Origin of the sequence: Pseudomonas sichuanensis (assembly GCF_024749065.1) — a bacterium.
Taxonomy (GTDB): domain Bacteria; phylum Pseudomonadota; class Gammaproteobacteria; order Pseudomonadales; family Pseudomonadaceae; genus Aquipseudomonas; species Aquipseudomonas sichuanensis.
The window spans coordinates 4,239,126-4,255,721 of the sequence record NZ_CP087185.1 but is presented as its reverse complement, the minus strand read 5'-3'; the positions used below and the strand labels follow the sequence as shown (position 1 = coordinate 4,255,721).

Below are 16,596 nucleotides of genomic sequence, written 5' to 3'. Positions count from 1 at the left end.
GATGTTCGAGGAAGACAACGCGCAGTGGGGGCTGGTGCATGCCCTGGTGCTCGATGGCAAAGGCGGCGCGCGTTCGATAGCCCGTACCGAGCTGGACGATTTGCAGCTGCAGCCGCTGGAGAGCCTGTGGCTGCATTGGGATCGTAGCCATCCGCAAACCCGCACCTGGCTGCTGCACGACAGTGGCCTGAGCGAGTTCGCCTGCGACCTGCTGCTGGAAGAGAACACCCGCCCGCGCCTGCTGCAGCTGGCCAACGAGCAGATGCTGCTGTTCTTGCGCGGGGTCAACCTCAACCCGGGTGCCGAGCCTGAGGACATGGTTTCGGTGCGCATTTTCGCCGAAGCGCGGCGGGTCATCTCGCTGCGCCTGCGGCCGCTGCGCGCCAGCGACGAGGTGCTTCAGCAGTTGGACGAGGGCAGGGGGCCGAAATCGGCGTCCGAGCTGTTGCTGCTGATGGGCGAGTTGCTCACCGAGAAGGTCCAGGCGCTGGTCAGCGACCTGTCCGAGGCGGTCGATCTCGAAGAAGAGAAGGTGGAAGCCGACGAACGGTATGCGCCTGAGCAAGGCAGCCTGCAGCAGATCCGTCGACGCGCCGCCGGCCTGCGCCGTTTCCTTGCACCGCAGCGGGATATCTATGCGCAGTTGTCGCGTAACAAGTGCAGCTGGTTCGCCGACCCCGACAGCGACTACTGGAACGAGCTCAACAACAGCCTGATCCGTTATCTCGAAGAGCTGGAACTGGCCCGCGAGCGCGCTGCCCTGGTGCTGGAAAGCGAAGATCGGCGCCGCAGCGAGCGGATGAACCGGACCATGTACCGCTTCGGCATCATTACCTGCATCTTCCTGCCCATGAGCTTCGTCACCGGTTTGCTGGGCATCAATGTCGGCGGCATACCGGGCTCGAACAGCCCTTATGGTTTCCTGTTCGCCAGCCTGATCGTGCTGGGCCTGGCGGTGGGGCAGTGGCTGTTGTTCCGCAAGCTGCGGTGGGTCTAGATGGCGTGCGGCCTGTTCTGTTCTCATCCTGAAACATTCGTCCCACATCCCTGTGTGACCCATCGCTCGCAGCTCTCGTCTTTGACTGACACTGCGCGAGGTGCCCATGCACGATCCGTTTGAAGAATCCCTGCGCGACCTGCTCAAGGCGTCACCCTCCGGCCAGGAGCGCGACGACGCCGCCTGCCTGGGTCGCGTGCTCAAGACTGCCAACCGCCAGGTCGGCGTGGGCGATCTGTTCAGCCTGCTGGGCCGCTGGAGCCAGGCACTGATGATCGCTGTCAACAATGGCTCGGCGCATGTCGCGCCAGTGCGTCGCAATGCCACCCGCAACCCTGCCTCCGGCAGAAACGTAGATAAGGCCGATTGAATATGGAACTCGATCTCTGGACCCAGAGTCTGGTCACCGCCATGACTGCCCTTTGGACCAAGGTGGCGAACTTCATCCCCAACCTGTTCGGGGCGCTGGTGGTAGTGCTGCTTGGTTTCGTCGTGGCGAAGCTGCTCGACACACTGCTGTCCAAGCTGCTGGCCAAACTTGGCCTGGATCGCTTGATGAGCGGTACCGGGCTGACCAAGATCCTTGCCCGGGCAGGGATCCAGGTGCCGATTTCGACGCTGGTCGGCAAGATCGTCTACTGGTTCGTGCTGTTGATCTTCCTGGTCTCTGCCGCGGAATCCCTGGGCCTGGAGCGGGTCTCGGCAACGCTGGACATGCTCGCCCTGTACCTGCCGAAGGTGTTTGGTGCGGCGCTGGTGCTGCTGGCCGGCGTGCTGCTGGCACAGCTGGTCAACGGCCTGGTGCGCGGCGCCGCCGAAGGCATTGGCCTGGAATACGCCGCCGGTGTCGGGCGGATTGCCCAGGGCCTGGTGATCATCATCAGCATCTCGGTGGCGATCAGCCAGTTGGAGGTCAAGACCGACCTGCTCAACCATGTGATCGTCATCGGTTTGATAACCGTTGGTCTGGCAATTGCGTTGGCAATGGGCCTCGGCAGCCGTGAAATCGCCGGGCAGATTCTTGCTGGAATCTACGTGCGCGAACTCTATCAGGTCGGCCAGCAGGTGCGGATTGGAGAGGTCGAAGGGCATATCGAAGAGATCGGCACGGTCAAGACCACGCTGCTGACCGATGATGGCGAACTGGTGTCGCTGTCGAATCGCGAGTTGCTTGAGCAGCGCGTAAATAGCCGCTAACCGCACAAAAGCTGTTAATGTATGCCGCCGCGAAAATCGGCCCTTGGGGCTGAGCGGCGACATTGACCCGACTGTCGGCCAGATCCGCATTGAATAAAGTTCATTTGCCGCCCATGCGCTATGACCCCCGGGAGCTCACCGACGAGGAGTTGGTGGCGCGTTCGCATGAGGAGCTGTTTCACGTTACCCGCGCCTATGAGGAGCTCATGAGGCGCTACCAGCGCACGCTGTTCAATGTGTGTGCGCGGTATCTGGGGAACGACCGGGATGCTGACGATGTCTGTCAGGAGGTGATGCTCAAGGTGTTGTACGGGCTGAAGAACTTCGAGGGTAAATCCAAGTTCAAGACCTGGCTCTACAGCATCACCTACAACGAATGCATCACCCAGTACCGCAAGGAGCGCCGCAAGCGCAGGTTGATGGATGCCTTGAGCCTGGACCCTGTCGAAGAGGCGTCCGAGGACAAGGCTCCGAAACCGGAAGAGAAAGGCGGGCTGGATAAATGGCTGGTGCATGTGAACCCGATCGACCGGGAAATCCTGGTGCTGCGATTTGTCGCAGAGCTGGAATTCCAGGAGATCGCCGACATCATGCACATGGGCCTGAGCGCTACGAAAATGCGCTACAAGCGTGCGCTCGACAAGCTTAGAGAGAAATTTGCTGGGCTCACTGAAACTTAGTGGCGTTCAAATATCTCTAACCAACCGGCGAGTTCTGCTAGACTTGCCGTCGAGTTGTCCCCCGGATGTTGGTGGGACTGCTTAACTATCACCAGATGGGGATTTAACGGATGAAATTGAAAAACACCTTGGGCTTGGCCATTGGTTCGCTTGTAGCCGCCACTTCGTTTGGCGCTCTGGCACAAGGTCAAGGCGCCGTTGAGGTTGAAGGCTTCTACAAGAAAGAATTCTTCGACAGCCAGCGCGACTTCAAGAACGACGGCAACCTGTTCGGCGGTTCGGTTGGTTACTTCCTGACCGACGACGTTGAACTGCGTCTGGGCTACGACGAAGTTCACAACGCACGTGGCGAAGACGGCAAGAACATCAAGGGCTCGAACACCGCCCTGGACGCTCTGTACCACTTCAACAACCCGTACGACGCCATCCGTCCATACGTTTCGGCCGGTTTCTCCCACCAGTCGCTCGGCCAGACCGGCCGTGGTGGTCGTAACCAGTCCACCTTCGCCAACGTTGGCGCTGGCGCCAAGTGGTACATCACTGACATGTTCTACGCCCGTGCCGGCGTTGAAGCTCAGTACAACATCGACCAGGGCGACACCGAGTGGGCCCCGAGCGTTGGTATCGGCCTGAACTTCGGCGGTAGCCCGAAGCACGCCGAAGCCGCTCCAGCTCCAGTTGCTGAAGTCTGCTCCGACAGCGACAACGACGGCGTTTGCGACAACGTCGACAAGTGCCCTGACACCCCAGCCAACGTTACCGTTGACGCTGATGGCTGCCCGGCTGTTGCCGAAGTCGTTCGCGTTGAGCTGGACGTCAAGTTCGACTTCGACAAGTCGGTCGTCAAGCCTAACAGCTACGGCGACATCAAGAACCTGGCTGACTTCATGAAGCAGTACCCACAGACCACCACCACCGTGGAAGGTCACACTGACTCCGTCGGCCCAGACGCTTACAACCAGAAGCTGTCCGAGCGTCGTGCTGGCGCTGTCAAGCAGGTCCTGACCCAGCAGTACGGCATCGAATCCAGCCGTGTTGACTCGGTTGGCTACGGTGAGACCCGTCCGGTCGCCGACAACGCCACCGAAGCTGGCCGCGCCGTTAACCGTCGCGTAGAAGCTCAGGTAGAAGCCCAGGCCAAGTAATTGGTTTGAAGCTTCACGAAAAACCCGGCCTCGGCCGGGTTTTTCTTTGCCTGGGATATTTGCGGCGTGTCAGCCTGCCAAGGCACGAAAACGCTCGATACCCGCTTGCACTGCCCCCACCACCTCACCGATTACCAGAATTGCCGGGCTGCGCAAGCCAAAGGCCAAGGCGTCCTCCTCCAGTGCCGCCAGGTGGCTACGGCACTCGCGTTGCTGCGGCAATGAGGCATTCTCGATCATCGCCACCGGCGTGCCGGGCGCCATCCCGCCTTGCAGCAGGCCACGGCGAATCTGCTCCAGCCGCGCCACGCCCATATACAGCACCAGGGTCGTGCCGCCCTGGGCCAGTGCTTGCCAGTTCAGTTCGCTGTCGTCCTGGGTGTGCGCGGTCAACAGCGTCACGCCACGGCTGACGCCGCGCAGCGTCAGCGGAATGTCGCATTGGGTGGCCCCGGCCAGCCCGGCGGTGATGCCGTTGACCACCTCCACTTCGATGCCGTGGCCGCGCAGCCACAGCGCTTCTTCGCCCGCGCGGCCGAAGATGCACGGGTCGCCGCCCTTGAGCCGCACCACGCAGCGCCCCTGGCGGGCGTGGCGCAGCATCAGGCGCTGGATGAAGGCCTGTGGGGTGGAGCGGCAACCGCCGCGCTTGCCCACGGCAATCACCCGTGCCTGCGGGCAGTGCGCCAATATGGCCGGGTTGACCAGGTCGTCGATCATCACCACCTGGGCCTGGCCCAGCGCGCGGACAGCCTTGAGGGTGAGCAGTTCGGGGTCGCCAGGGCCGGCGCCAACCAACCAGACTTTCGCATTCATCGGGTGTTCCTCATCGACAGGTGCCATTCAACCCTTGAACAGGGCGAACAGCAGGATCAGGTTGAACAGCAAGGACAGCAGCGCCAGGCTGCGCCAGACCTTCAGTGGCTCACGCTCCAACAGGGGGCGCGGGCGGTCGGGCAGCACCTGGCGGTCGCCGCGTTCGAGCAGCAATAGCCACTGCTCGGCGGTCTCGAAACGTTGCGCAGGATCAGCGGCCAGCCCCTGCTCCAGGTTGCGTTGCAACCAATCGGGCAGGTCGGGGCGGTAGCGGCCGGGGTTGACCGGTACGGTGAAGCGCGGGCGCTGGAACGCCTCGACTTCGCCGTAGGGGTAGTGGCCCGTCAGCAGGTAGTAGAGCGTCACGCCCACGGCGTAGAGGTCCTGACGCGGGCTCGGCGGTTGGCCATCGAACGCCTCTGGGGCGATGTAGGACGGGGTGCCGGGCAGGCTGTGCGGCTGGTCTTCGCAAAGGCCCGGGCAGTACGCCAGGCCAAAGTCCAGCAGGCGTAGCTGACCGTCACTGCCCAGGTGCAGGTTCTCAGGCTTGATATCGCGGTGTAGCAGGTTGCGCCGGTGCAGCACACCGACGGCCTGCAGCAACTGGCGCGCCATCTCCAGCCACTGGGGCAGGGGCAGCGGGCCGTGCTCTGCAAGCATTGCGGCCAGTGTGGTGCCTGGGTATTCGCGCATCAGGTAATACAGATGCTGGCGCTGGCCCGCCGGGTGCACCTCGGGGAAGTGGCGGCCGGCGACCCGGCGCAGGAACCATTCCTCCAGCAGCAGGGCCTGGGCGGCCCCCGCTTCATGATCACGGGTTTGCGGCAGGGTCTTGAGCAGCCAGGCCTGGCCAAGTGCGTCATGTACTCGGTACAGCAATGATTGCCGACTCTGTGCCAGCACCCCCTCGACCCGCCAACCATCGATCATCTGCCCGTCACGCAACGGGCCGGGCAAGGGCCACTGCTGCAATTGCGCCAGGGTGTCGCCAAGATTGGCGGCACCCAGCTCGTCGATACTGATCAGCAGTGCGCTGGCATTGTCCTGGCTGCCGCTGTGGTGGGCGGTGGCCACCAGGGTGTCGACGGCGTCCTGCAGGTCGGGGTGTTCGCGCAGGATGGCCTGGATCCGCTGGTCGCCCAGGCTGGCCCAGACACCATCGCTGAGCAGCAGGAAGCGTTCGCCGTGGTGCAACTCGCCGTCCAGATAGTCGACCAGCAGGTGCTGGTCCAGCCCCAGTGCGCGCTTGAGTACGTGCTGCATGCCGGGCTGGTCCCAGACATGGTCCTCGCTCAGGCAGTGCAACTGGCCCTCGTGCCAGCGGTAGACGCGGCAGTCGCCGACGTGGGCGAGGGTAAAGCGTCGCCCGCGCAGCACCAGGGCACTGAGGGTGGTCAGCAGCGGCTGGCCGTTGCCCTGGGCGCGCAGCCAGCGGTTCTGGGCCAGCAACAGCCGGTCCAGGGCCTGGGCCACGCCCCAGGTGGCAGGCGTGGCGTAGTAATCCAGGGCCAGGGCCTGCAGGCTGGCGCGTGCCGCCAGGCCGCCGTCGGCGCACTGGCTGACACCGTCGGCGAGGGCGAACAGATAGCCTTTGCTTGCGGCCAGTTCCGGTGCCGGCGTGACCAGGCGCAAAGCGTCCTGGTTCTCTGCGCGGGGCCCGGTGGCCGAGGCCTGGGCGAAGCTCAGTTGCAGGTTCATGGCGGCCATTCAGACCCGCGCCGCAGTGACTGCCGCCGAGCCCCAGGTGGTGCGCCAGCGCTGCTTGACGCCGTGCAGGCCGAACCAGGCGAGCAGGCCCAGGCTGGCGAACAGCCACAGGCCCAACTGGTAATCGCCGGTGTGCTGCTTGACGGTGCCCAGGCCTGCGGCCAGCAGGAAACCACCGATACCGCCGGCCATGCCGATCAGCCCGGTCATCACCCCGATCTCCTGGCGAAAGCGCTGTGGCACCAGCTGGAACACCGCGCCATTGCCGGCGCCCAACCCGAGCATGGCACTGACGAACAGGGCCAGTGCCGCTGCGGCGCTGGGCAGGTTGAAGCCGACTGCGGCAATGCACACCGCCGCCACGCTGTACATGCCCAGCAGGGTGCGGATGCCACCGAAGCGGTCGGCCAGGGCGCCGCCCAGCGGGCGCATCAGGCTGCCGGCGAACACGCAGGCCGCGGTGTAGTAGCCGGCGGTCACCGGGTTCAGGCCGTACTGGTCGTTGAAGTAGCCGGGCAGGGTGCTGGCCAGGCCGATGAAGCCGCCGAAGGTGACGCTGTAGAAGAACATGAACCACCAGCTGTCGCGGTCACCCAGCGCTTTGAGGTAATCGGCCATGGCCTTGGGTTTTGGCCGTTCGGGGGCGTTGCGGGCCAGCAAGGCGAACAGCACCAGAGTCAGCAACAGCGGCAGCAGGGCGAAACCGAACACGTTGTTCCAGCCGTAGGCCGCCGCCAGCACCGGTGCCAGCAGCGCGGCGAACACGGTGCCGGAGTTGCCGGCACCGGCGATGCCCATGGCCTTGCCCTGGTGCTGGGGTGGGTACCACTGCGACGCCAGGGGCAGCGAAACGGCGAACGAGGCGCCGGCAACGCCAAGGAACACGCCCAACAGCAGCACCTGCTCGAAGCTGTGCACGCCCAGGTGCCAGGCGCAGGCCAGGGCGACGATCACCACCACCTGGCCGATCAGGCCGGCGGTCTTGGGCGACAGGCGATCGACCAGCAGGCCCATGGCGAAGCGCAGCAGCGCACCGGCAAGGATTGGCGTGGCGACCATCAGGCCGCGTTGCTGGGCGCTCAGTTGCAGGTCGGTGGCGATCTGCACCGCCATGGGGCCGAGCAGGTACCAGACCATGAAGCTCAGGTCGAAATACAGGAAGGCGGCGAACAGGGTGGGCACATGCCCGGATTTCCAGAAGCTCGTATTCATCGAACACCTCGTTCGGCGTGCAACACAGGGGCGGAAACGAAAAAGACGCCGCTGCCCGGTCCACTGGCGTGGAGGGGGAGCGACGTCTTTGTCGGGGTATGGGGGCAACCGCCGTTGGCTACCTGGGTTTGACTGAGCAAGAGGCGGGCCAATGTTGCCTGCCGGCTTTTTACAGGGGGCTGGGAGCAACTGTCTTGCTCGCCATTCAAACAACTGGGCGATCCCTGTGGGAGCGGCGGTTCGCCGCTGCGATTCACCCGCGAACACGGGCATAGCCCGTGCCAAGCACCGAGGTGTCATCTTCGCGGGTAAACCCGCTCCCACAGGCAGGGCTGGCCTTCAGCCGAGCATCTCCGACATGGCGATGATCTGTTCGGCCACCTGGATCAGCTTCTGCTGGCGGCTCATGGCCTGGCGCCGCATCAGGGTGTAGGCCTGCTCTTCATTGCAGTCTTTCATCTTCATCAGCAAGCCCTTGGCCTGCTCGATGCGCTTGCGCTCGGCCAACTGCAGGTCGCGGGCCAGCAACTGGGCCTTGAGCGCCTGGTCACTTTCGAAGCGGGCCATGGCCACGTCGAGGATCGGCTGCAGGCGCGCGGCGTGGATGCCTTCGACGATGTAGGCGCTGACCCCGGCCTGGATCGCCTGGCGCATCACCCCTGGGTCGTGTTCGTCAGTGAACAGCACGATGGGGCGGGGCCGGTCGCGGCTGACCAGCACCACCTGCTCCATCACATCACGGCCTGGTGACTCGGTATCGATCAGCACCACGTCGGGGTGCACCGTTTCGACGCAGGCCGGCAGGTCGATGGTCAGGCCAGGGGCTTCGATCACATCGAAGCCGGCCTCGACCAATGCGGCCTTGAGGCGGCCGACTTTCTTTTCGGTATCGTCGATCAGCAGGATGCGCAGCATGGTCGGCTCCTCACAGGCCAACGCGGGCGTCGGGCGCCGCGTCCAGGGCGTGCAGCCTGAAGCTGCGCGCGTAGCCGTACGGATCGCTGCCGTCCCAGCGGCTGCCGTCGATCAGCTGGCTGCTGCGCATCGGCAGGTCGGCGCAGGGCACGCCCAGTGCGTCGGCGGCCTCACGGTACAGCGCCAGTTGCTGGACCTGGCGCGCCACGGCGAGGTAGTCCGGGTCGTCGCGCAGGATGCCCCAGCGGCGGAACTGGGTCATGAACCACATGCCGTCGGACAGGTAGGGCAGGTTGGCCCGGCCCTGGTCGAACAGGCGCAGGGCATGGCGGTCTTGCCAGCGGTTGCCCAGGCCGTCCTGGTAATCGCCGAGCAGGCGTGGCTCGATGCTGCTGGCCGGGGTGTCCAGGTAGGCGCTGCCACTGAGCAGCTGAGCGGCGCCACGACGGTTCTCGGCGCTGCTTTCGATGAAGCGGCTGGCGGCGAGGATCGCCTTGATCAGCGCGCGAGCGCTGTTTGGGTATTGCTCGGCGAAACTGCGCGCGCAGGCCAGGACCTTTTCCGGGTGGTCCGGCCAGATCGACTGGCTGGTGGCGAGGGTGAAACCCTGGCCTTGGGCGATGGCCTCGGCCGACCACGGCTCGCCGACGCAAAAGCCATCGATGCGCCCGGCCTGCAAGTGGGCGACCATCTGTGCCGGCGGCACCACCACGCTGTTGACGTCATGCAAGGGGTGGATGCCCTGGCTGGCCAGCCAGTAATACAGCCACATGGCGTGGGTGCCGGTGGGGAAGGTCTGGGCGAAGGTCAGGCGCGCACCGCCCTGGTGCGCCAGCCGCGCCAGTGCCTCGGGGTTGGTCACGCCCTTGCGCTGCAAGGCAGCGGACAGGTTGATGGCCTGGGCGTTCTGGTTCAGGCCCATGAGCACCGCCATGTCATTGGCCGGCCCGCCGCCCACGCCCAACTGCACGGCGTAGACCAGGCCGTACAGGCAGTGCGCAGCGTCCAGTTCGCCGCTGACCAGCCTGTCGCGCAGCCCGGCCCAGGAGGCCTGGCGCTGCAGGTTGAGGGTAAGGCCCTGTTGCTGGGCGAAGCCCTGGGTGGCAGCGACCACCACCGAAGCGCAATCACTCAGGGCCATGAAACCGATGTTCAGGCTGGGCTTTTCCGGTGCGTCGCTGCCGTTGACCCAGGCCAGTGGCGATGTCGGGGGAGCTGTATTCACGTGGATCCTCGGGCGTTCTGCGGGGGCTGCATGGGGTTGTTGAAGCAACCCATGTGCCATGGCCCTGTCGCCCCGGCGATGCGCTGGCTATAATCGCACCCCTCACACACCGCGAGTCCGCCCGCCCATGTATACCCTGGCCCGCCAGCTGCTGTTCAAGCTCTCCCCGGAAACCTCCCACGACCTGTCGCTGGACCTGATCGGTGCCGGTGGCCGCCTTGGCCTCAACGGCCTGCTGTGCAAGCAGCCGGCGGCGTTGCCGGTGAGCGTCATGGGCTTGAACTTCGCCAACCCGGTGGGCCTGGCCGCTGGCCTGGACAAGAATGGCGCGGCCATCGACGGTTTCGCCCAGTTGGGCTTCGGTTTCGTCGAGATCGGCACCATCACCCCGCGCCCGCAGCCGGGCAACCCCAAGCCGCGCCTGTTCCGCCTGCCGGAAGCCACCGCAATCATCAACCGCATGGGCTTCAACAACATGGGCGTCGACCACCTGCTGGCGCGGGTGCGGGCCGCACGCTACACCGGCGTGCTGGGCATCAATATCGGCAAGAACTTCGACACCCCGGTCGAGCGGGCCCAGGACGATTACCTGATCTGCCTGGAGAAGGTCTACAACGACGCCAGCTACATCACCGTCAACGTCAGCTCACCGAACACCCCGGGCCTGCGCTCGCTGCAGTTCGGTGATTCGCTCAAGCAGTTGCTCGATGCCCTGGCCGAGCGCCGTGAGCAGTTGGCGGTGAGCAACGGCAAGCGCGTGCCACTGGCGATCAAGATCGCCCCGGACATGAGCGATGAAGAAACCGCGCTGGTGGCTGCCGCGCTGATGGAGTCGGGGATGGACGCGGTGATCGCCACCAACACCACCCTGGGCCGTGAGGGTGTCGAAGGGCTGCCGTTCGGTGGCGAGGCGGGCGGCCTGTCGGGCGCGCCGGTGCTGGAAAAGAGCACCCACACAGTGAAAGTGCTGGCGGGTGAGCTGGGTGGCAAGCTGCCGATCATCGCCGCCGGTGGCATCACCGAAGGCCGTCACGCGGCTGAGAAGATCGCCGCCGGTGCAAGCCTGGTGCAGATTTACTCGGGCTTCATCTACAAGGGCCCGGCGCTGATCCGCGAGGCGGTGGATGCCATCGCGGCCATGCCTCGGCAATAAGCGGCCATGAAAAAGGGGCCCCGCATGGGGCCCCCTGGGCCGTAGCCCGCCGCCCGGATGGGGCGCGCATGGTAACTCGAATTCAGTGTCCTCGATCAGCCAACGGCGTGATTTTCGTTGAGTCTATGGATGCCAGCGGTGCCGGTCATGCCGTCCCAGTTATCGCCGCGTCCTTCGCGCCAGCCGTTGATCCAGGCTTGGCGTACGGAAGGTAGAGTAAATGGGCAAAGTTCGCGGGATTTGCCGGTGACCCCATACTGGTAGCCACGTGAAAATGCTCTTTCCAACGGATCACGCTTAAGTCTTCTCATAGGGTGTTGCCCTCACTTGTTGACTGTAATGTCCCGTCGGCCTCTACGAGGCCGGGCAGAATCGTTCTGCCGGTGTGCGCCCGCTGCCGGCGTGGCGGGCTGAAGGTGTCGCCCCGTTGCGAGGCGACCTGAGATCAGTTCTAACGAATGCGAGTCACAGTGTGAATGATCGTTTTGTCATAAGGACGTAACCTTTCCGAGGGTGAAAGGATAAGTAAATAAATGCGACTCAACCTTGTTTGCCGTTGGGCCCGCTATGATCAGGGTTTAGTCAGCATTGACGTCAATTGGCCAGCGTGTCTGGTCGATGGCTTGTAATAATTGGTAATGCGACGAAGGGTCACATCTGGGCCCGCAGTGCGCGAATTTTCATACTGCTCGACGATCAAAGCCTTTTTCGCCACCCGGCGAGGGCAGGTTACGTCGGGCGGCCAGGCCTGGCGAGACCGCTCGCGGGCCACCTGGGCGCCTGCTGAAAGGGCGTGCGGGAAAACCTCGGCAGGCCGATGCGTCGGCTGCCATCTACTTAGCCAAAGGCTCTGGATTACCCATGTCGGACCGTATCGAACTTTATCTCACCTGCCCCAAGGGCCTCGAAGGCCTGCTCGTCGAAGAGGCCCGGGAGCTGGGCCTGACCGAGGTGCGTGAGCACACCTCGGCCATCCGCGGCGAGGCCGACATGGAAACCGCCTACCGCCTGTGCCTCTGGTCGCGCCTGGCCAACCGCGTGCTGCTGGTGCTCAAGCGCTTCCCGATGAAGAACGCCGATGACCTCTATGACGGGGTCAACGCGGTGGATTGGGCCGACCACCTGGCTGCCGATGGCACCTTGGCGGTGGAATTCAGCGGCCATGGCTCGGGCATCGACAACACCCACTTCGGCGCGCTGAAGGTCAAGGATGCGATCGTCGACAAGCTGCGCAACCGTGAAGGCCTGCGCCCGTCGGTGGAAAAAATCGACCCGGATGTGCGCGTGCACCTGCGCCTGGACCGTGGCGAGGCGATCCTTTCCCTGGACCTGTCCGGCCACAGCCTGCACCAGCGCGGCTACCGCCTGCAGCAAGGCGCGGCGCCGCTCAAGGAAAACCTGGCGGCGGCGGTGTTGATCCGCGCCGGCTGGCCGCGCATTGCCGCCCAGGGCGGCGCTCTGGCCGACCCGATGTGCGGTGTGGGCACCTTCCTGGTCGAGGCGGCCATGATCGCCGCCGACATGGCCCCTAACCTCAAGCGCGAGCGCTGGGGTTTCAGCGCCTGGCTCGGCCATGTGCCGGCGCTGTGGCGCAAGCTGCACGAGGAGGCCCAGGCCCGTGCCCAGGCCGGCCTGGCCAAGCCGCCGCTGTGGATTCGCGGCTACGAAGCCGACCCGCGGCTGATCCAGCCGGGGCGCAACAACGTCGAGCGCGCAGGCCTGGGTGACTGGGTGAAGATCTACCAGGGCGAGGTGGCCAGTTTCGAGCCGCGCCCGGACCAGAACCAGAAAGGCCTGGTAATCAGCAACCCGCCCTATGGCGAGCGGCTGGGTGATGAAGCCAGCCTGCTGTACCTCTACCAGAACCTTGGCGAGCGCCTGCGCCAGGCCTGCATGGGCTGGGAAGCGGCGGTGTTCACCGGCGCGCCCGAGCTGGGCAAGCGCATGGGTATCCGTAGCCACAAGCAATACGCGTTCTGGAACGGCGCCTTGCCTTGCAAACTGCTGCTGTTCAAGTTGCAGCCCGACCAGTTCGTCACCGGCGAGCGGCGCCAGGCCCAGGTTGAAGAGGGCCAGGAGCGTCGCCCGGCGCCGCAGGCCAGCGAGCCAGCGCGCCTGTCCGAAGGCGCGCAGATGTTCGCCAACCGCCTGCAGAAGAACTTCAAGCAGCTGGGCAAATGGGCCCGCCGTGAAAAAGTCGACTGCTACCGGGTCTACGATGCCGACATGCCTGAGTACGCCGTGGCCGTCGACCTGTACCACGACTGGGTGCATGTGCAGGAATACGCCGCCCCGCGTTCCATCGACCCGGACAAGGCCCAGGCGCGCCTGCTCGATGCCCTGGCGGCCATTCCCCAGGCGCTGGGTGTCGATCAGCAGCGCGTGGTGCTCAAGCGCCGCGAGCGCCAGAGCGGCACGCGCCAGTACGAGCGCCAGGCCACCGAAGGGCGCTTCCAGGAAGTCAGCGAAGGCGGCGTCAAGCTGCTGGTCAACCTCACCGACTACCTGGACACCGGCCTGTTCCTCGACCACCGCCCGATGCGCATGCGCATCCAGCGCGAGGCCGAAGGCAAGCGCTTCCTCAACCTGTTCTGCTACACCGCCACGGCCACCGTGCACGCGGCCAAGGGCGGCGCGCGCAGCACCACCAGCGTCGACCTGTCGAAAACCTACCTGGACTGGGCGCGGCGCAACCTGTCGCTGAACGGCTTCTCCGAGCGCAACCGCCTGGAGCAGGGCGATGTCATGGCCTGGCTGCAGAGCGCCACGGACAGCTACGACCTGATCTTCATCGACCCGCCGACCTTCTCCAACTCCAAGCGCATGGAAGGTGTGTTCGACGTGCAGCGTGACCATGTCGAGCTGCTGGACCTGGCCATGGCTCGCCTGGCACCGGGCGGCGTGCTGTATTTCTCCAACAACTTCCGCAAGTTCCAGCTCGACGAGCACCTGGCCACGCGTTATGCGGTGGAGGAAATCAGCGCCCAGACCCTGGACCCGGACTTCGCCCGCAACAACCGCATCCACCGCGCCTGGCAACTGCGTCTGCGCTAAGACGATGAGGTACATTGCGCGACTGCTGGCCAGTGGCTATAAAGCACTTAAGGGTTAATACATTCGCAGGACGCTGATGTTTTAGAGAGTCCTTTATGGCGAATGCGGGTGTACCTGCGAAGTGGTTTGGCCTGCTCGGTGACGAGCTGTCGGCCTGGGGCGTGGCCCTGGCGGCGCTGGTCGCCGGCGGCCTGCTCACGGCTGCATTGGCCATTGCCACCCAGAGCTTCTACAAGCAGCAGTTGCGCCAACGCTTCGAACTGCTGGCCGGCGAGCGCTACAGCCGCATCGCCGAGCGTTTCCAGGAACAGGAGCAGCGCCTTGATGGCCTGCGCCGGTTCTTCGACTTCTCCAACGAAATCACCCCCCGCGAGTTCGACGGCTATGCCCGCCCGCTGCTGCACCGCACCCAGGCCTATTCCTGGGCGCCGCGGGTGGAAGCAGGGCAGCGTGAAGCCTTCGAGCAGCGCGCCAGCGAATTGCTCGCGCAGCGCTACCAGATCCGTGACCAGGGCGCGCAAGGCGGCTGGCAGGCGGCACCCGCGCGCGACCACTACTACCCGGTGCTGTACAACCAGGCTTCCAGCCAGCAGGGGCAGCCCTATGGCCTGGACCTGCTCGGCCAGCCGAAACGCGCGGCGACCCTGGCCAGGGCCATGGCCCCCGGCAGCATGGCGGTGTCCGAGCCGCTGGACATGCTCAGCGTCGATCCGGCCTACAGCCGTGGCCTGCTGATGGTGGCGCCGGTGTTCGCCGAATCGGCGCCGGCCGGTAGCCCGCCCAGCGGCTATGTCATGGCGCTGCTCAGCCTGCGGCAGTTGATCGTCGAGAGCTTGCCGACGGTGGCGGACGACAACCTGGTGGTGCGGATCCTCGATCTGTCCACCGAGGCTGGCCACGAGGTGCTGTTCGACTCTGGCAACCAGATGGCGCGCATGGCCCTGGCCAGCACCCACCTGCTGCACCTGGCCGATCACCACTACCAGCTCGACATCCGCCCCAGCGTGGATTTCATGGCCGCCAACCGCTCGGCGGCGGTGCAGGTGGTCGGCCTGCTCGGCGGTTTGCTCAGCCTGTTGCTTGCGACCTTGCTCTACAGCCTGTTCAGCCAGCGCCAGCGTGCCCTTGATCTGGTGGCCCGGCGTACCACTGAGCTGCGCATCAGCGAGCAGTCGTTGCGTGAAACCCACAACCAGTTGCGCAGTGTGCTCGACGCCGCGACTCAGGTGGCGATCATCGCCACCAGCCTCAAGGGCGTGATCGGTACTTTCAATGCCGGTGCCGAACGCCTGCTTGGTTATTCGGCGGAGGAAGCGCTGGGCGTGCTCACCCTCGAGGACCTGGTGCAGCCCGAAGAGCTGCATCGTCGTGCCCATGCCCTGAGCCTGCGTTATGGGCGCGAGGTTGGCGCGGGCCAGGCGATGTTCGCCGAGACCGTGCAGGAGGGCGGCGCGGAGCCCGGCGAATGGACCCTGGTGCGCAAGGATGGCAGCCACCTGCTGGCCAATATGCTGGTGACCGCGGTGCTCGATGAGCAGGGGTTGTGGGTGGGCTACCTGGCGATCTGCATCGACGTCACCGAGCGGCGTCGCGTGCACGAGGCGCTGGCCGCGCGCGATCGATTGCTGGAGAAGCTCAGTGCCGAGGTGCCCGGCGGCATCTACCAGTACCGCCTGGATGCCGACGGGCGCTCGTGTTTCCCTTATGCCAGCCAAGGCCTGCACGACATCTATGAAGTCGACCTGGCGCTGCTGCAACAGGACGCCACGGTGGTGTTCGAGCGCATCCATCCTGATGATCTGGAGCGGGTGCGGCGTTCGGTGCGGTATTCCGCCGAGCACCTGACACCCTGGCGCGAGGAGTACCGGGTGTGCCTGCCCCGGGCCGGCCTGCGCTGGGTGCGCGGCGAGGCAACGCCGGAAATCGGCGACCACGGTTGCACCCTCTGGCATGGCTACCTGACCGACATTTCCGACCTTAAGCGGGTGGAGGAGGAACTGCGCGCGCTGTCGATCACCGATTCCCTCACCGGTATCCACAACCGCCGCTATTTCCAGGAGCGCCTGCGCAATGAGCTCGACCGTGCCCAGCGGGACGGGCTGGATCTGGCGGTGATCATGCTCGATATCGATCATTTCAAACGGATCAACGACCAGTTCGGCCACGCGGTGGGCGACCTGGTGCTGCGCAGCCTGTGCCAGCGGATCAGCCAGCGTTTGCGGCGCACCGATGTGTTCTGCCGGTTGGGCGGCGAGGAGTTCATGGTGCTGTGCCCGGGCAGCAATGCCGAGCAGGCGCGCCTGCTGGCGCTGGAGCTGTGGCAGGGCGTGCGCAATGTGCCGATCGAAGGTGTCGGGCGAGTGACGGCGAGCTTTGGCGTGGCAGGCTGGCGCGACGGGGAGGGGGCCGATGCACTGTTGCTGCGGGCGGATGCGGGGGTGTATGCGGCCAAGCAGGGTGGCCGGGATCGGGTCGAGGCGGAGCTTGCATGACAC

Annotated in this window: 14 protein-coding genes; 8 read left to right on the top strand and 6 right to left on the bottom strand. The window is 65.1% G+C overall.

The features are described from left to right. Nucleotide 1 precedes the first annotated feature (1 nt). The 5 genes from cmaX (at nucleotide 2) to LOY51_RS19220 (ending at nucleotide 4,019) form a co-directional block, all read left to right on the top strand. Complete coding sequence (gene cmaX, locus LOY51_RS19240) at nucleotides 2–997, top strand: divalent cation transporter CmaX (protein ID WP_125859508.1); 996 nt, start codon at nucleotides 2–4, stop codon at nucleotides 995–997. 106 nt (nucleotides 998–1,103) lie between these two features. Next, nucleotides 1,104–1,367, top strand: coding sequence for a CrfX protein (locus LOY51_RS19235; RefSeq protein ID WP_110991833.1), 264 nt, complete (start codon nucleotides 1,104–1,106; stop codon nucleotides 1,365–1,367). 2 nt (nucleotides 1,368–1,369) lie between these two features. Next, nucleotides 1,370–2,194 carry a mechanosensitive ion channel family protein gene (locus LOY51_RS19230; RefSeq protein WP_110991832.1) on the top strand — a complete coding sequence of 275 codons (825 nt, stop codon included), beginning with the start codon at nucleotides 1,370–1,372 and terminating at the stop codon, nucleotides 2,192–2,194. A 113-nt stretch (nucleotides 2,195–2,307) separates the two neighbouring features. Next, nucleotides 2,308–2,874 carry an RNA polymerase sigma factor SigX gene (sigX, locus tag LOY51_RS19225; RefSeq protein WP_110991831.1) on the top strand — a complete coding sequence of 189 codons (567 nt, stop codon included), beginning with the start codon at nucleotides 2,308–2,310 and terminating at the stop codon, nucleotides 2,872–2,874. 110 nt (nucleotides 2,875–2,984) lie between these two features. Beyond that, a complete protein-coding gene (locus tag LOY51_RS19220; protein WP_110991830.1) occupies nucleotides 2,985–4,019 on the top strand; it encodes an OmpA family protein in 1,035 nt (344 codons plus the stop codon). A gap of 69 nt (nucleotides 4,020–4,088) precedes the next feature. Here LOY51_RS19220 and cobA read toward each other — a convergent pair whose 3' ends face one another. The 5 genes from cobA to LOY51_RS19195 all read right to left on the bottom strand — a co-directional run bounded on the left by cobA (nucleotide 4,089) and on the right by LOY51_RS19195 (nucleotide 9,894). After that, on the bottom strand, nucleotides 4,089–4,835 hold the full coding sequence (gene cobA, locus LOY51_RS19215) for a uroporphyrinogen-III C-methyltransferase (RefSeq protein ID WP_125859507.1): 747 nt from the start codon (nucleotides 4,833–4,835) through the stop codon (nucleotides 4,089–4,091). Between the two features lie 27 nt (nucleotides 4,836–4,862). Further along, nucleotides 4,863–6,533: a bifunctional protein-serine/threonine kinase/phosphatase gene (locus LOY51_RS19210; protein ID WP_258642631.1), complete on the bottom strand. Its 1,671-nt coding sequence runs from the start codon at nucleotides 6,531–6,533 to the stop codon at nucleotides 4,863–4,865. Between the two features lie 9 nt (nucleotides 6,534–6,542). After that, nucleotides 6,543–7,754, bottom strand: coding sequence for a nitrate/nitrite transporter (locus LOY51_RS19205; protein WP_258642630.1), 1,212 nt, complete (start codon nucleotides 7,752–7,754; stop codon nucleotides 6,543–6,545). 339 nt (nucleotides 7,755–8,093) lie between these two features. Beyond that, nucleotides 8,094–8,669: an ANTAR domain-containing response regulator gene (locus LOY51_RS19200; RefSeq protein ID WP_125859503.1), complete on the bottom strand. Its 576-nt coding sequence runs from the start codon at nucleotides 8,667–8,669 to the stop codon at nucleotides 8,094–8,096. 10 nt (nucleotides 8,670–8,679) lie between these two features. Next, nucleotides 8,680–9,894, bottom strand: a complete 1,215-nt coding sequence (locus LOY51_RS19195; protein ID WP_258642629.1) for a CmpA/NrtA family ABC transporter substrate-binding protein — start codon at nucleotides 9,892–9,894, stop codon at nucleotides 8,680–8,682. 127 nt (nucleotides 9,895–10,021) lie between these two features. Between LOY51_RS19195 and LOY51_RS19190 the strand changes: the two genes are divergently transcribed. After that, a complete protein-coding gene (locus tag LOY51_RS19190; protein WP_110991823.1) occupies nucleotides 10,022–11,047 on the top strand; it encodes a quinone-dependent dihydroorotate dehydrogenase in 1,026 nt (341 codons plus the stop codon). 95 nt (nucleotides 11,048–11,142) lie between these two features. Here LOY51_RS19190 and rmf read toward each other — a convergent pair whose 3' ends face one another. Next, nucleotides 11,143–11,358, bottom strand: coding sequence for a ribosome modulation factor (gene rmf / locus LOY51_RS19185; protein WP_023533691.1), 216 nt, complete (start codon nucleotides 11,356–11,358; stop codon nucleotides 11,143–11,145). Nucleotides 11,359–11,908: 550 nt separating this feature from the next. Between rmf and rlmKL the strand changes: the two genes are divergently transcribed. Both rlmKL and LOY51_RS19175 read left to right on the top strand, forming a co-directional pair. Further along, nucleotides 11,909–14,101: a bifunctional 23S rRNA (guanine(2069)-N(7))-methyltransferase RlmK/23S rRNA (guanine(2445)-N(2))-methyltransferase RlmL gene (rlmKL, locus tag LOY51_RS19180; RefSeq protein WP_125464949.1), complete on the top strand. Its 2,193-nt coding sequence runs from the start codon at nucleotides 11,909–11,911 to the stop codon at nucleotides 14,099–14,101. 95 nt (nucleotides 14,102–14,196) lie between these two features. Beyond that, nucleotides 14,197–16,593, top strand: a complete 2,397-nt coding sequence (locus LOY51_RS19175; protein WP_125859500.1) for a sensor domain-containing diguanylate cyclase — start codon at nucleotides 14,197–14,199, stop codon at nucleotides 16,591–16,593. Nucleotides 16,594–16,596 lie beyond the last annotated feature (3 nt).

Excerpts from the sequence above, each read along its gene's own strand:
- LOY51_RS19200 (WP_125859503.1), bottom strand. The coding sequence starts at position 8,669 with ATGCTGCGCATCCTGCTGATCGACGATACCGAAAAGAAAGTCGGCCGC.
- cmaX (WP_125859508.1), top strand. The coding sequence starts at position 2 with ATGTTCGAGGAAGACAACGCGCAGTGGGGGCTGGTGCATGCCCTGGTG.
- LOY51_RS19230 (WP_110991832.1), top strand. The coding sequence starts at position 1,370 with ATGGAACTCGATCTCTGGACCCAGAGTCTGGTCACCGCCATGACTGCC.
- sigX (WP_110991831.1), top strand. The coding sequence starts at position 2,308 with ATGCGCTATGACCCCCGGGAGCTCACCGACGAGGAGTTGGTGGCGCGT.
- LOY51_RS19190 (WP_110991823.1), top strand. The coding sequence starts at position 10,022 with ATGTATACCCTGGCCCGCCAGCTGCTGTTCAAGCTCTCCCCGGAAACC.
- LOY51_RS19205 (WP_258642630.1), bottom strand. The coding sequence starts at position 7,754 with ATGAATACGAGCTTCTGGAAATCCGGGCATGTGCCCACCCTGTTCGCC.
- rmf (WP_023533691.1), bottom strand. The coding sequence starts at position 11,358 with ATGAGAAGACTTAAGCGTGATCCGTTGGAAAGAGCATTTTCACGTGGC.
- LOY51_RS19220 (WP_110991830.1), top strand. The coding sequence starts at position 2,985 with ATGAAATTGAAAAACACCTTGGGCTTGGCCATTGGTTCGCTTGTAGCC.
- LOY51_RS19210 (WP_258642631.1), bottom strand. The coding sequence starts at position 6,533 with ATGAACCTGCAACTGAGCTTCGCCCAGGCCTCGGCCACCGGGCCCCGC.
- cobA (WP_125859507.1), bottom strand. The coding sequence starts at position 4,835 with ATGAATGCGAAAGTCTGGTTGGTTGGCGCCGGCCCTGGCGACCCCGAA.
- LOY51_RS19175 (WP_125859500.1), top strand. The coding sequence starts at position 14,197 with ATGGCGAATGCGGGTGTACCTGCGAAGTGGTTTGGCCTGCTCGGTGAC.
- rlmKL (WP_125464949.1), top strand. The coding sequence starts at position 11,909 with ATGTCGGACCGTATCGAACTTTATCTCACCTGCCCCAAGGGCCTCGAA.
- LOY51_RS19235 (WP_110991833.1), top strand. The coding sequence starts at position 1,104 with ATGCACGATCCGTTTGAAGAATCCCTGCGCGACCTGCTCAAGGCGTCA.